Annotated in this window: 13 protein-coding genes; 6 read left to right on the top strand and 7 right to left on the bottom strand. The window is 70.9% G+C overall.

What is annotated here, in order from left to right:
- Window positions 1-48 precede the first annotated feature (48 nt).
- Complete coding sequence (locus BIV23_RS27555; protein ID WP_071383665.1) at window positions 49-1,176, bottom strand: alpha/beta hydrolase; 1,128 nt, start codon at window positions 1,174-1,176, stop codon at window positions 49-51.
- Between the two features lie 200 nt (window positions 1,177-1,376).
- On the opposite strand from BIV23_RS27555, the gene BIV23_RS27550 reads away from it, so the two are divergent.
- The 6 genes from BIV23_RS27550 to BIV23_RS27525 all read left to right on the top strand — a co-directional run bounded on the left by BIV23_RS27550 (window position 1,377) and on the right by BIV23_RS27525 (window position 6,598).
- Entirely contained in the window at window positions 1,377-3,215 is a 1,839-nt protein-coding gene (locus tag BIV23_RS27550) for a phosphatidylglycerol lysyltransferase domain-containing protein (protein ID WP_425443532.1), read from the top strand.
- Window positions 3,216-3,347: 132 nt separating this feature from the next.
- Window positions 3,348-4,262, top strand: coding sequence for a dihydropteroate synthase (gene folP / locus BIV23_RS27545; RefSeq protein ID WP_079173403.1), 915 nt, complete (start codon window positions 3,348-3,350; stop codon window positions 4,260-4,262).
- On the top strand, window positions 4,259-4,819 hold the full coding sequence (locus tag BIV23_RS27540; RefSeq protein WP_071383662.1) for a nuclear transport factor 2 family protein: 561 nt from the start codon (window positions 4,259-4,261) through the stop codon (window positions 4,817-4,819). The genes folP and BIV23_RS27540 overlap by 4 nt, the downstream gene beginning before the upstream one ends.
- Window positions 4,820-5,069: 250 nt before the next feature.
- Window positions 5,070-5,429, top strand: a complete 360-nt coding sequence (gene folB, locus BIV23_RS27535) for a dihydroneopterin aldolase (protein ID WP_071383661.1) — start codon at window positions 5,070-5,072, stop codon at window positions 5,427-5,429.
- A complete protein-coding gene (gene folK / locus BIV23_RS27530) occupies window positions 5,426-6,037 on the top strand; it encodes a 2-amino-4-hydroxy-6-hydroxymethyldihydropteridine diphosphokinase (protein WP_071383660.1) in 612 nt (203 codons plus the stop codon). The genes folB and folK overlap by 4 nt, the downstream gene beginning before the upstream one ends.
- Window positions 6,038-6,109: 72 nt before the next feature.
- A complete protein-coding gene (locus BIV23_RS27525; RefSeq protein WP_071383659.1) occupies window positions 6,110-6,598 on the top strand; it encodes a DUF3180 domain-containing protein in 489 nt (162 codons plus the stop codon).
- 39 nt (window positions 6,599-6,637) lie between these two features.
- Here BIV23_RS27525 and folE read toward each other — a convergent pair whose 3' ends face one another.
- From folE to dacB, 6 genes are all read right to left on the bottom strand, one after another.
- Window positions 6,638-7,243: a GTP cyclohydrolase I FolE gene (gene folE, locus BIV23_RS27520; RefSeq protein ID WP_071373283.1), complete on the bottom strand. Its 606-nt coding sequence runs from the start codon at window positions 7,241-7,243 to the stop codon at window positions 6,638-6,640.
- Window positions 7,244-7,355: 112 nt separating this feature from the next.
- Window positions 7,356-9,398, bottom strand: coding sequence for an ATP-dependent zinc metalloprotease FtsH (ftsH, locus tag BIV23_RS27515; RefSeq protein ID WP_071383658.1), 2,043 nt, complete (start codon window positions 9,396-9,398; stop codon window positions 7,356-7,358).
- Between the two features lie 194 nt (window positions 9,399-9,592).
- The gene (gene hpt, locus BIV23_RS27510) at window positions 9,593-10,153 is read right to left on the bottom strand and encodes a hypoxanthine phosphoribosyltransferase (RefSeq protein ID WP_071383657.1); all 561 of its coding nucleotides are present in this window, start codon (window positions 10,151-10,153) and stop codon (window positions 9,593-9,595) included.
- A 76-nt stretch (window positions 10,154-10,229) separates the two neighbouring features.
- The gene (gene tilS, locus BIV23_RS27505) at window positions 10,230-11,258 is read right to left on the bottom strand and encodes a tRNA lysidine(34) synthetase TilS (RefSeq protein WP_071383656.1); all 1,029 of its coding nucleotides are present in this window, start codon (window positions 11,256-11,258) and stop codon (window positions 10,230-10,232) included.
- Window positions 11,259-11,450: 192 nt separating this feature from the next.
- Window positions 11,451-12,584 carry a zinc-dependent metalloprotease gene (locus tag BIV23_RS27500; protein ID WP_071383655.1) on the bottom strand — a complete coding sequence of 378 codons (1,134 nt, stop codon included), beginning with the start codon at window positions 12,582-12,584 and terminating at the stop codon, window positions 11,451-11,453.
- A 100-nt stretch (window positions 12,585-12,684) separates the two neighbouring features.
- The gene (gene dacB / locus BIV23_RS27495) at window positions 12,685-14,241 is read right to left on the bottom strand and encodes a D-alanyl-D-alanine carboxypeptidase/D-alanyl-D-alanine endopeptidase (RefSeq protein ID WP_071383654.1); all 1,557 of its coding nucleotides are present in this window, start codon (window positions 14,239-14,241) and stop codon (window positions 12,685-12,687) included.
- Window positions 14,242-14,307 lie beyond the last annotated feature (66 nt).

Here is a 14,307-nt window from a genome sequence, read left to right as displayed (position 1 = left end):
AAAAACACGGCCACACTGTGCGCTTCACGGGGCGTCGGGGCAGCGATTTCAGTTGGCGGTCAGCTTCGTGCTGAGCCACTGGAGGGTCGGGGGGATCTCCCGCTTCCAGGTGTTGAAGTTGTGGCCGCCGCTCGGAAGGATGATCGAGGAAATCCTGGTCACGTTCGTGCCCTGCACGGCCTTGATGAATTTCATCGTGTCCTTGTAGTTGTGCTCACCGACCTTGCTGCTGGTCACGAGAAGCGAGGTCTCGGGCGCGGTCAGATGGCCGATCGCCCAGAACAGGTTGGCTCGGTTCTGCAGGTCCTTGTTGCCGTGGAAGAGATCGCCGGTGGTGGGGTCGATCGGCGCCTTGTAGTACGGCGAGAGGCCCGCGGCGGCCGCGTAGGAGCCCGGGTGGTGCATGGCGATCTTCAGCGCGCAGTAGCCGCCGGTCGAGTCGCCGACGATGCCCCAGCTGGCGGGCGTCTTGTCGACGCGGTACTGCTCCATCACGGAGTCGCGCAGGTCCTTGGCGAAGAAGGTCTCGACCTGCGGACCGCCCGGAATGTCCACGCACTCGGTGTCCCGCGGCGGCGCCACGGTCGGCCGCAGCATGACCAGGATCATCGGCTGCATCTTGCCGCTCTTGGCCTGCTGCTGCGCCGTGCTCGGGTAGTTCAGCTTGTTCACCAGGGCCTCGGCGGTGCCGGGGTACCCCGTGAGGACCACGGAGACGGGGAACTTGCGCGCGTGGTTCTGCGGCTGGAAGTACTCCGGGGGCAGGTACACGTAGGCAGGGGTGGCGAGGTGGGTCGTACGGCCGACGATGTCGACCTTCTGGACCTGCCCGGTCAGCTGCGGCATCCCCCCGCCCACGCCCGCGACCCGGGTCGTGGAGACCACCTTGATCGAACCGGTCTTGCCACCGCCCGCTATGTGGTCGACGACCACACCCTGGGCGTTCTCCTGGCCGAACAGGTCCGCCCAGCTGGCGTAGAACCCGAAGGCCTGGTTGGCGGCGAGCCCGACGGAGGCGAAGATCGCGAGCTGGGTGGTCAGCAGCAGCCCGATCCGCCCACCGATGGACTGCCAGCTCTGCCGTGCCAGTCGCGGCCACAGCCACACCGTGCCGGCGAACAGCACGGCCGCGAACACGATCGCCAGCAACAGCACTTTATTGCTCGTGAGTCCCATGGGGTGCTTCCTGCCTGCGCTCTCCGCCCGGTACCCACGCCTTATTGCGTGAGCTTGCCCGGGGCTTTCCTTGGCCTTTGACCCGACTTTCCGGTGAGGAGTGAACCTCTCCCACCGAGACACCGTCCTAGAGGGCGCAATGTCGCCGGATGCCCTGATCGGGCCCGGGTTCAAGGTCTCTCGCAGAACTACGGGATGCGATGTCTGTCAGGATAGATGGGGAATTGTCGGGCGAGGTTCCGGGTGGTAAGAGCCGGGCGCGGCGCATACTCCGCGGCCCGCGTCCGGAGGCCGTACCCACTCTGGTCAGCAGGGCTGCCGCGCTCGTGGGCATCCTGGACATTGCCGCGGGTGTCTTCCCGCGCTTCCGCCACAGTCGCATGCACGCGCTCGCCGAGGTGCTGCCGGGCTCGTTCGGGCCCTTCGCGGCGGCGCTCTCGCTGAGCGCGGGTGTGCTGCTCCTTCTCCTAGCGCACGGGCTCAAACGGCGCAAACGCCGGGCGTGGCGGGCCGCGGTCGCGCTGCTGCCCGCGGGTGCCGTGGCGCAGTTCGCGTACCGCCACTCGCTCGCCGGCATGCTGATCGCGGTCGTGCTGCTCCTGCCGCTGCTGCGGCACCGGAACGAGTTCGCGGCGCTGCCGGACCCGCGCAGCAGGTGGCGTGCTCTTACCAACTTCGTACTCATGAGTGCGGGTTCCCTGGTCCTCGGCCTCGTGATCGTGAGCGTTCACCCGCACCGGACGATCGGCAACCCTAGCCTGGCGGACCGGCTCACCCACGTGGTCTACGGCCTGTTCGGCTTCGAGGGCCCCGTGGACTACGCGGGCAACGCCTCCTGGACCGTCGCCTTCTCCCTCGGCGCGCTCGGCTGGATCACCGCGGTCACCACGATCTACCTGGCCTTCCGCCCCGAGCACCCGGCCGCGCGGCTCACCGAGGAGGACGAGGCACAGCTGCGCGCGCTGCTGGCCAAGCACGGCCACCGGGACTCCCTCGGCCACTTCGCGCTGCGCCGCGACAAGGCGGTCGTCTTCTCGCCCAGCGGCAAGGCGGCGGTCACCTACCGCGTCGTCTCGGGCGTGATGCTCGCCAGCGGCGACCCCATCGGCGACGTCGAGGCCTGGCCCGGCGCCATCGAGCGCTTCATGGACGAGGCCAAGGCCCACTCGTGGACCCCGGCCGTCATGGGCTGCTCGGAGACGGGCGGCGAGGTGTGGACCCGCGAGACCGGCCTGGACGCCCTGGAACTGGGCGACGAGGCGGTGGTGGACGTCGCGGATTTCTCGCTCGCCGGACGCGCGATGCGCAACGTCCGACAAATGGTCAAGCGCATCGAGCGGGCCGGCTACGAAACCCGGGTACGGCGCATCCGTGACCTCAGCGACGGCGAGCTGGAGCGCATCCGGCGTGCCGCCGACGACTGGCGCGGCACGGACACCGAGCGCGGCTTCTCCATGGCGCTCGGCCGCGTCGGCGACCCGGCCGACGGCGACTGCCTGATCGCCACCGCGCACAAGCAGGACGACGAGCCCGGCGAGTACGGCGACCTGAAGGCGATCCTGCACTTCGTGCCGTGGGGCAAGGACGGCGTCTCGCTGGACCTGATGCGGCGCGACCGCAGCGCGGACCCGGGCATGAACGAGCTCCTGATCGTCGCCGCCCTCCAGGCCGCGCCGAAGTTCGGCGTCACCAAGGTCTCGCTGAACTTCGCGATGTTCCGCTCCGCCCTCGCGCGCGGGGAGAAGATCGGCGCCGGCCCGGTGCTGCGCGCCTGGCGCGGGCTGCTGGTGTTCCTCTCGCGCTGGTTCCAGATCGAGTCGCTGTACAAGTTCAACGCCAAGTTCCAGCCGCGCTGGGAGCCGCGCTTCGTGGTCTACCGCAACTCCGCCGACCTGCCCCGCATCGGCTTCGCGGCCATGCAGGCGGAGGGCTTCGTCCACGTCGCCCTGCCGCTCCCGCGCTTCCTGCGCCGACGCAGGGCGGCCGCCCAGCGCCCCTGCGCGCACGCGGTGGCGGAACACGACATGCGCGCGGCCTGAACGGCGCGAACGGCACCGCCCCGCGCGGCATGTCCGAGGACCGGCCCGGACGGCAGCCCCACCTCCTCCAGCAGGGGCTTCCGCCCGGGCCGCCGCGCGTTCGCGGTCCGCTCCTGGGCCTACGCTGAACGTATGAACAATCTCAGCGGACGCGGCCGGGTGGCGGGCCTTCCGGCATGGGACCGGTGCGCGGTCATGGGCGTCGTCAACGTGACCCCCGACTCCTTCTCCGACGGCGGCCGCTGGTTCGACACGACACGCGCCGTCAAGCACGGCCTGGACCTCGTCGCCGAGGGCGCGGACCTGGTCGACGTCGGCGGCGAGTCCACCCGGCCCGGCGCCACGCGCGTGGACGAGGCCGAGGAGCTGCGGCGCGTCATCCCCGTCGTGCGCGGTCTCGCCTCCGAGGGTGTCGTCGTCTCCGTCGACACCATGCGCGCCTCCGTGGCCGAACAGTCCCTCGCTGCGGGTGCCGCGCTGGTCAACGACGTCAGCGGCGGCCTCGCCGACCCCGCGATGATCCCCGTGGTCGCCGCGGCGGGCGCCCCGTTCGTCGTCATGCACTGGCGTGGCTTCCTGGCGGGCGGCAACGTCCGGGGCGTCTACGAGGACGTCGTCGCCGAGGTCGTGGACGAGCTGCACGCGCGCGTGGAGGCCGTTCTGGCGGGTGGCGTCGCCCCGGACCGCATCGTCGTCGACCCCGGCCTCGGCTTCTCCAAGGAGGCCGGGCACGACCTCACTCTCCTCGCCCACCTCGACCGCCTGCGCGTCCTCGGCCACCCCCTGCTCGTGGCCGCCTCCCGCAAGCGGTTCCTCGGCCGGGTGCTGGCCGGCCCGGAGGGGGCGCCCCCGCCGGCCAGGGAGCGTGATGCCGCCACGGCCGCCGTCTCCGCGCTCGCGGCGCACTCCGGCGCCTGGGCGGTGCGCGTCCACGAGGTACGCGCCACCGCGGACGCGGTGCGGGTCGCGCGGGCCGTGGAGCGGGCTCGAGAAACGGTTCACACGCCGGACGGCGGCGGCGAGCGCGGGGTGGAAGGAGAGCAGTGAGCGCCCCGCACACCGACGTCGAACAGGTGGAGGCCGCCAACACCGCCTTCTACGAGGCGATGGAGTGCGGCGACTTCGAGGAGCTGTCCTCGCTCTGGCTCAGCCCCGCCGACCTCGGCGTGGACGAGGAGTACCACGACCCGGCCGACACCGGGGTGATCTCCTGCGTGCACCCCGGCTGGCCCGTGCTGACCGGCCGCGGCGAGGTCCTCAGGTCGTACGCCCTGATCATGGCCAACACCGACTACATCCAGTTCTTCCTCACCGACGTGCACGTGTCCGTCACCGGCGACACGGCGCTCGTGACCTGCACCGAGAACATCCTCAGCGGTGGCCCGGCCCCCGCGGACGGCGGGGAGCTGGGGCCGCTGGTCGGCCAGCTCGTCGTCGCCACGAACGTGTTCCGGCGCACCCCGGCCGGCTGGAAGATCTGGTCGCACCACGCCTCCCCCGTGATGGCGGAGAGCGAGGACGCCGAGGTCGTCGAGGACATGGACGCCATGGACGACGAGCCAGGGACGAACGGCACGAATCCGGACGAAGGCCCTCTCGGCTGAACCGACGGCGGTTCCACGGTCGCGGAGAAGTGGTTGGAATCACCTACCCCGGGGTATGAGCGGCTATCAGCCCATGGCGTGGCCGGGTTTCCCGGGGGAAACACGAGATGAACGCTCATGGTCCCCGCGCGGCCCCGCGGCCCCGCGCCCCGGCTGTGTCAGCACCCGCAGGTAGATTCGTCTTCAGGCCGGTGTGCCGCCCGCACGCGGTACGGACCGGTCCATCCCGACGATTGCAGGAGTGATTCGCGTGGATCGTGTCGCGCTGCGCGGCCTCAGGGCCCGCGGGCACCACGGTGTGTTCCCCAAGGAGCGCGAAGAGGGCCAGACCTTCATCGTGGACCTCGTCCTCGGGCTGGACACCCGGCCGGCCGCGGCGGACGACGACCTCACGAAGACCGTGCACTACGGCATCGTGGCCGAGGAGGTCGTGGCCGAGGTCGAGGGCGAGCCGGTGAACCTCATCGAGACGCTCGCCGAGCGGATCGCGCGCACCTGTCTGAAGCACGAAGGGGTCCTGGAGGTGGAGGTGTGCGTCCACAAGCCGGACGCGCCGATCACCGTCCCCTTCGACGACGTGACCGTCACCATCACCAGGAGCCGAGTATGACCCGACCGTACCTCCAGGGTCACAGCGACCCGACCGTCCAGCCGGTGCCCGCCTCGGTCGTCGAGCAGGTCGACGCCGCCGACACGACCCTGCAGAACCCCAAATGGGCCGTCATCTCCGTCGGCGCCAACCTCGGCAACCGCCTGGAGACCCTCCAGGGCGCCGTCGACGCGCTCGAGGACACCCCGGGAGTGCGCGTCAAAGCGGTCTCGCCGGTGTACGAGACCGAGCCGTGGGGCGTGGCGCCCGGCACCCAGCCGTCGTACTTCAACGCGGTCGTGGTCCTGAAGACCACCCTGCCCCCCGAGTCCCTGCTGGAGCGCGCGCACGCCGTCGAGGAGGCCTTCAAGCGGGTCCGCGACGAGCACTGGGGCCCGCGCACCCTGGACGTCGACATCGTCGCCTACGCCGACGTCACCTCCGACGACCCGCGGCTCACGCTCCCCCACCCGCGCGCCCACGAGCGCGCCTTCGTGCTCGCCCCCTGGCACGACGTGGACCCGCAGGCCCAGCTCCCCGGCCGGGGCCCGGTCGCCGATCTGCTGGCGGCCGTCACCCGCGAGGGCGTGGCGCCCCGCGCGGACCTGGAACTCCGACTGCCCGAGTAGTCGTTAAGGTCAAGACGACAAGGTCGGATACGACCGCGGTCCGGGCCGGTCCGGGGGAGCTGAAGGGACACCGTGAAAGAGCTGCGCATCAGGGTGCTGGCCGGCGTGTTCGTCGTGGCCGGAGTCCTGTCCTGGGCGGGCGCCCGCCTCTGGAACGCGATCGGGACCCTGCCCAGCGTCCCCCTGGCCGCCCCCATCGTGCTCGCGCTGATCGCCGTGGTCCTGGCCGCGACGGCGCTCTCGCTGCGCGCCCGGCTCAAGGCCCAGCGCGAGCGTCGGCCGGGCGCCAAGGGCGTCGACCCGCTGATGGCCGCCCGCGCGGTCGTCTTCGGACAGGCCAGCGCCCTGGTCGCGGCCCTCGTCGCCGGCATGTACGGCGGCACGGGTGTGTTCCTGCTGGAGCTGCTGGACTTCCCCAACCGCCGCGACCAGGCCATCTACGCCGGCTTCTCGGTGCTGGCGGGCGTCGCGGTGATAGTGGCGGCCCTGTTCCTGGAGCGCGTGTGCAAGCTCCCGGACGACGAGGACCAGAACCACCCGGGAGCGGAGCCGGCGGCGTGAGCGCCCGGCGGCCTCGCCCTGCCGGGTCCGGCGCGCGGTTCAGCGCGCCATGATCAGGCTCATCGCCTCGTTCCGGGTGGCGACGTCCCGCAGCTGACCGCGGACGGCCGACGTTATGGTCTTCGCCCCCGGCTTGCGGATACCGCGCATGGACATGCACATGTGCTCGCACTCCACGACCACGATCACGCCCCGCGGCTCCAGGATCTCCATCAGGGAGTCCGCGATCTGCGTGGTGAGCCGTTCCTGCACCTGCGGGCGGCGGGCGTAGACGTCCACGAGCCTGGCCAGCTTGGACAGGCCCGTGATCTTCCCGGACGTCGACGGGATGTACCCGACGTGCGCGACACCCCGGAACGGCACCAGGTGGTGCTCGCAGGTCGAGTACACCTCGATGTCCTTCACGAGGACCATCTCGTCGTGACCGATGTCGAACGTCGTCGTCAGGACGTCCTCCGGCTGCTGCCACAGGCCCGCGAAGATCTCCTTGTACGCCCGGGCCACCCGCGTCGGCGTCTCCCGCAGCCCCTCGCGGTCCGGGTCCTCACCGACCGCGATCAGCAGCTCCCGCACGGCGTTCTCGGCGCGCTTCTCGTCGAACTCGCCGATGCGTCCCTCACCGTCCAGCGTCACCGGGTCGGTCATCTGGTGCCTCGTTCCTGTCGTCCACATGCGCGCATACGGAAAATGCCGCGCCCCCCAGGCTAGAACCCTGGGGGGCGCGGCGTGCATTCCGGGCCGGTTGGCCGAAACGTGCTCAGCTCTCGGAGCGGTCCTCCGGGGCCTGGTCCGCCACCGGAGCGGACTCCGACGCGGTGGACTTGACCGTGCTGATCGAGGCCGTCGAGCCGTTCGCACCGTTGGTCAGTGCCAGCTCCTTCGGGGAGAGCACCGGCGGGCGGGTGGACGGGGTACGGCGCGAGGAACCGGTCCACGCGGGCCGCGGCGGGCGCTTGACGATCGGGGCGAAGATCTCGGCGATCTCCTCCTTGCCCAGGGTCTCCTTCTCCAGCAGGTGAAGGACGAGCTGGTCGAGCACGTCGCGGTTCTCGACCAGGATCTCCCAGGCCTCGTTGTGCGCGTTCTCGATGAGCTTCTTGACCTCTTCGTCGACCAGCGCGGCGACCTCTTCCGAGTAGTCGCGCTGGTGAGCCATCTCACGGCCGAGGAAGGGCTCGCTGTTGTCTCCGCCGAACTTGATGGCGCCGAGCCGCTCGGTCATGCCGTACTGCGTGACCATCGCGCGGGCCAGGTTGGTGGCCTTCTCGATGTCGTTCGCGGCACCGGTGGTCGGGTCGTGGAAGACCAGCTCCTCGGCCGCGCGACCACCCAGCATGTAGCCGAGCTGGTCCAGCATCTCGTTGCGCGTGGTCGAGTACTTGTCCTCGTCGGGCAGGACCATCGTGTAACCGAGGGCGCGGCCGCGGGACAGGATCGTGATCTTGTGGACCGGGTCGGAGTTCGGCGAGGCCGCCGCGACCAGGGCGTGACCGCCCTCGTGGTACGCGGTGATCTTCTTCTCCTTGTCCGACATGATCCGGGTCCGCTTCTGCGGGCCCGCGACCACGCGGTCGATCGCCTCGTCCAGCGCCTTGTTGTCGATCAGCTTCTGATCGCCGCGGGCGGTGAGCAGCGCGGCCTCGTTCAGCACGTTCGCGAGGTCGGCACCGGTCATGCCCGGGGTGCGGCGGGCGACGGCGGACAGGTCGACGTCGGGCGCGACCGGCTTGCCCTTCTGGTGGACCTTGAGGATCTCCAGACGGCCCTGGAGGTCCGGCGGGTCGACCGCGATCTGCCGGTCGAAGCGGCCGGGGCGCAGTAGCGCCGGGTCCAGGATGTCGGGCCGGTTGGTGGCGGCGATCAGGATGACGCCGCCCTTGACGTCGAAGCCGTCCATCTCGACGAGCAGCTGGTTCAGCGTCTGCTCGCGCTCGTCGTGGCCACCGCCGAGGCCGGCGCCGCGGTGGCGGCCGACCGCGTCGATCTCGTCGACGAAGACGATCGCCGGGGCGTTCGCCTTGGCCTGCTCGAACAGGTCACGGACACGGGAGGCACCGACACCGACGAACATCTCGACGAAGTCGGAACCGGAGATCGAGTAGAACGGCACGCCCGCCTCGCCGGCGACGGCGCGCGCGAGCAGCGTCTTGCCGGTACCCGGGCGGCCGTAGAGCAGCACGCCCTTGGGGATCTTGGCGCCGACGGCCTGGAACTTGGCCGGCTCCTGCAGGAACTCCTTGATCTCGTGGAGCTCCTCGACGGCCTCGTCGCAGCCCGCGACGTCGGCGAACGTCGTCTTCGGGGTGTCCTTGGTGATGAGCTTGGCCTTGGACTTGCCGAAGTTCATGACCCGCGAGCCGCCGCCCTGCATCTGATTCATCAGGAACAGGAAGACGACCACGATCAGGACGAAGGGCAGCAGGGAGAGCAGGACGCCGACGAACGGGTTCTGCTTGGACGGCGACACCGTGTAGCCGTCCGGGATCTGCTTGCTCTCGTACTTGGTCTGAAGGTTGCTGGCCAGCTGGGTGCCCTGCTGGTCGCCGATGTAGCTCGCCTGGATCTTCGAGCTGCCGTCGACCTTCTGGCCGTCCTTGAGGGTGACCTTGATGGTCTGCTCGTCACCAGTGGTGATCTTGGCTGACTGGACCTTGTTGGCGTTGATCGCTGCAACGACCTGGCCGGTGTCCACCGTCTTGTAGCCGCCGGACGAGCCGACGACCTGCATCAACACGACCACGGCAAGGACGGCCAGCACGATCCACATGACCGGCCCACGGAAGTATCGCTTCACGTCCATCCATACGGAGCGGTGCCGCCCCGTCCCTCCTGCCATAGTGAGTTTGATAAGACAGTTCTTCTGACGGTACCCCAGCATGCTTGCCCGAAGTCGCACGAAGTCGCTTCGACGGCTGGGAAACCCGTCTCTGCTGCTTCAACGGCCTGGAACCCGCCGGGGTTCCCGATCGTCCTACAAGGGCTGAGCCGACTGGCTCAGCCGCCGTAGACGTGGGGCGCGAGCGTACCGACGAACGGAAGGTTGCGGTACTTCTCGGCGTAGTCGAGGCCGTAGCCGACGACGAACTCGTTCGGGATGTCGAAGCCGACCCACTCGACGTCGATCGCGACCTTCGCGGCGTCGGGCTTGCGCAGCAGCGTGCACACCTTCAGCGAGGCGGGCTCGCGCGAGCCGAGGTTGTTGATCAGCCAGGACAGGGTCAGCCCGGAGTCGATGATGTCCTCGACGATCAGGACGTGCCGGCCCTTGATGTCGGTGTCGAGGTCCTTGAGGATCCGCACGACACCGGAGGACTGGGTGCCCGCGCCGTAGGAGGACACGGCCATCCAGTCCATGGTGAGGGGGGTGGACAGCGCCCGGGCGAGGTCCGCCATGACCATCACCGCGCCCTTGAGGACGCCGACGATGAGCAGGTCCTTGCCCGCGTACTCCGCGTCGATCTTCGCGGCCAGCTCCGCCAGCTTCGCGTCGATCTCTTCCTTGGTGATGAGCACCTTCTCGAGGTCGGCACCCATGTCTTTCGCGTCCACCCGCATCACTTTCGGTCGTCCCGCACTTCCCGGCGGCCGGCCGCCCGGACCACCGGAGGATCGCTCCGCCGGGTGTCGGGATTCAGCCTTGCCGAATCACCAGTCTGCCACCCTGTCGCTGGGCGACGACTTTGCCCGGGAGATTGATGGCTCCCTGGCCTCGCCAGCCGGTGATCAGGCGGTCGACTTCCTCGATGTGACGGGCGAACAGCGCACCGGCCGGAGCTCCGGCGTCGATGGCCGCGCGGCGCAGGATGCGGCGGCGCACGGCGGGCGGCAGGGCGTACAGCTTGGCGCATTCCAGCAGGCCGGAGCCGTCCCGTACGGAGCCCTCGGCCTGGCGGGCCCAGCTGTCGAGGGCGTCGGCGTCGTCGCGGGAGAGCTGGGCGGTGCGGGCGAGTGCCTCCACGACGCCCTTGCCGAGGGCCTTCTCCAGCGCGGGCAGACCCTCGTGCCGCAGCCGGGAGCGGGTGTAGGCCGGGTCGGCATTGTGAGGATCGTCCCAAACGGGCAGCGACTGGACCATGCAGGCCTTGCGGGCGGTCTGCCGGTCGAGCTGGAGGAAGGGGCGCCGGTAACGGCCGCCGGCCCCCGAGACCGCGGCCATGCCGGACAGGGAGCGGATGCCGGAGCCGCGGGCGAGGCCGAGCAGGACGGTCTCGGCCTGGTCGTCGCGGGTGTGGCCGAGCAGGATCGCGGTGGCGCCGTGGCGTTCGGAGACGGCGTCGAGGGCGGCGTAGCGGGCGTCACGCGCGGCGGCTTCGGGCCCGCCCTGGCGGCCGACGGTCACGGCGACCGACTCGACCGGATCGAGGCCGAGACCCCGCAGGCGCAGGGCGACCTCGTCGGCGCGGAGGTCGGAGCCCGCCTGGAGACCGTGGTCGACGGTGACACCGCCGGCGCGGATGCCGAGGCGGGGCGCTTCGAAGGCGAGCGCGGAGGCGAGGGCCATGGAGTCGGCACCGCCGGAGCACGCGACGAGGACGAGCGGGGAGGGGGGCCGCTCGGCCGTCCGGCCCGGGATCTCGCCCGAGGTGTGGTCATTGAGGATGTCGTGGAGGACGCGGCGGACCGCCAGGCGTATCGCTGCGACCGCAGGATGGGGACCCATGGTCGGTTCCCTTCATGAAGTTGTCGGGGGGTGGATCCGAGCTCAGTCACTCAGAGTGTGTAGATGGTGACAGAACCGGGAGGTTCCCCGAGCATTGCACGCCTACGCAAGGCTCACGGTCCCTCGGACGGGTGATTGGAGGGGCGTTCGCCTGCCGCAGGCCGAATTCGATTCACGACGCGGCCGGCGCGTTCACGACTCGGCCTTGCGGTGCACCCGCGCGACCCAGTCCGCCGGTTTGGCGATCTCGGCCTTGGTGGGAAGGGTGTTGGGCGAGGTCCACACCCGGTTGAAGCCGTCGGTGCCGACCTGCTCGACGACGGCCCGCACGAACCGTTCGCCGTCCCGGTACTGCCTCAGTTTGGCATCCAGACCCAGCAGCTTGCGCAGTGCGAGATCCAGCCGGGAGGCGCCCTTGGCGCGGCGCTGCTGGAACTTCTCGCGGATCTCGGCCACGGACGGTACGACGCTCGGTCCGACGCCGTCCATGACGAAGTCGGCGTGGCCCTCCAGCAGGGACATCACGGCGGTGAGGCGGCCGAGGATCTCGCGCTGGGCGGGGGTCTGCACCAGCTCGACGAAGGAGCGGCCGCCGTCGTCCTCCTCGCCCTCGGGGCGGCCTCCCGCCAGGGACTGGGCGGCCTCGCGGATGCGCTCCAGGAACGTCATGGGGTCGACGTCGGTCTCCGCCAAGAACGACTGGATTTCGCCCTCCAGGTGGTCGCGCAGCCAGGGCACGGCGGTGAACTGCGTGCGGTGGGTCTCCTCGTGCAGACACACCCACAGGCGGAAGTCGTGTGGTTCGACGTCGAGTTCGCGCTCGACGTGGACGATGTTGGGCGCGACGAGCAGGAGCCGGCCGCCGCCGTTCTCGCCTGCCGGCAGCTCGCGGGTGGCCGGGGCGAAGGTCTCGTACTGGCCGAGGACCCGGGAGGACAGGAACGACAGCAGCATGCCCAGTTCGACCCCGGTGACCTTGCCGCCGACGGCGCCGAGGACCGCGTTGCCGGGGGTCCCGGAGCGCCGCTCCTGCATCTTCTCCAGGAGTGGTTTGAGGATCTCGCGGAAGCCGGCGACGTTGGCCCGGACCCAGCCGGGGCGGTCGACGACGAGGACCGGCGTGTCGTGGATCTCGCCGGTGCCCATCCGGGTGAACCCCCGGACGTGCTCCTCCGAGGCCTTCGCGTGCCGTCGCAGCTCCGCGACGACGGTGCGTGCCTCGTCGCGGCTGACGTCGGGGCCCGGTCGCACGAGCCGTGTCGCGGTCGCCACCGCGAGGTTCCAGTCGACCATCCCGGGAGATGTGGTGCCACCGAAGCCAGTCATGCCGTCAACCGTACGTGAGCGTTCCCACTTCGGGCAGGCCGTGTGAACGCGCAGCACACGCGCGTGGCCCGCTGTGTGAACGCGCAGCACGCGCGCGTGGCTAGCTGCATCCGCACCCCGCCAGCGCGGTGGCCGTCCGGTCGAGGGCCGACTGGGCCTCGTCGGGGTTCGTCGTGCCGGAGGCCATGAAGGCGAAGGCCAGGAGGCGGCCGTCGGCGTCGACGACCGTGCCGGCCAGGGTGTTGACGCCGGTCAGGGTGCCGGTCTTGGCGCGTACGACGCCGGCGGCGCCATCGGCGTAACGGCTGGTCAGGGTGCCGGTGAAGCCGGCGATGGGCAGGCCGGTGAGGACGGGGCGCAGGCCGGGGCGGGCCGGGTCGCCGGCCGTGACCAGCAGGCCGGTGAGCAGGTCGGGGGTGAGCCGGTCGTCGCGGTTGAGGCCGCTGCCGTCGTGGAAGGACGCACCGGCCATCGGCAGGCCCAGCTTCGTCAGCCGCGCGGAGATCGCCTCGGCACCGCCGTCGAAGCTGCCCGGCCGACCGCTCGCGAGCGCCGTCTGGCGGGCCAGGGTCTCGGCGATGTCGTTGTCGCTGTTGGTCAGCATCCGCTCGACGATGTCGGCCAAGGGGGGCGAGGAGACCGTGGCGAGGGTCTGCGCGCGTGTGGAGGCCTTCGAGGGGCCGGGGGGCGTGGTCGTGACGCCCGCGGACTTCAGGTAGGCCGCGAACTTGGCCGCCGCGTCCTTCGCCGGGTCGCTCACCCGGGGTGCCGGGCCGTCGGCGGAGTCGTCGGTGCGGCCCTCGTCGGCGGTCAGGGCGCTGACCGGGGCGAGGTTGTCGTTGACGCCGATGGGGTGCAGGGCGGGGCCGGTGAACAGGGTCGTGTCGTAGGAGAGCGTGACCTTGCGGATGCCGCGCTTGTGCAGCGCCTGGGCGGTGTCGGCCGCGAGCTGCCGCAGGCTCGCCCAGGTGTCGGCCTCCTTGTGGGCGGTCAGCGTGGGGTCGCCGCCGCCGACCAGGACGAGCTCGCCGGTGTCGGGCTCGAAGGCCGCGCGGGTGGTGAAACGGTGGTCGGGGCCGAGGGCGGACAGGGCGGCGACCGCGGTGGCGATCTTGGTGGTGGAGGCGGGCGTGAGGGCCGTGGTGTCGGCGCTGCCGTACAGGCGCTTGCCGGTGGTGACGTCGACGACGGACGCCGCGTGGCTGTCGCCGAGCGCGGGAGCGCCCAGAAGGGGCCCGAGGACGTCCGGGAGGGGCTTTCCACCCGGGGCGGCCTGCTTGGTGCCGACGGCCTGCGTCACGGCGTCCAGGCCCACCAGGACGGGCGCGGCGCTCGGCGCGGGCCGCGGCGCCCCGGCGGCCGCGCCGGAACCGCCGTGATCTGCGCCACCTGAGCGTTCGAGAGCGATCGCTCTGTCCCGCTCGGCCGTACGCTGACCGTTGGCGTCCCAGGGGCCGGACACCGTCACCACGCCGGCGGCGAGTGCGAGGCCGACGGTGGCGGCGCCCGCGGTGTACTGCCAGGTCCTGACGGCCCGCGGACGGGGGAGGTGCGGGGACCGGGAGGCAAGGGCCCGGGTCAGCCGCGCGGCCCGCGGCCGTACGGCTGCGACGGCCCGCGCCAGACGCGGTCGTACGGCGTTCGCAATCCGCTCCATCTGCGGTCCTGCGGCCCGCCACGGCCTCGGCTCCGGCACGACCACCAGCCCCTTTCGCGATCACAC

Origin of the sequence: Streptomyces monashensis, assembly GCF_001866665.1 — a bacterium.
Taxonomy (GTDB): Bacteria; Actinomycetota; Actinomycetes; order Streptomycetales; family Streptomycetaceae; genus Streptomyces; species Streptomyces monashensis.
Note: the sequence above shows the minus strand (reverse complement) of the source record. Positions and strands in the feature narration are given on the sequence as shown.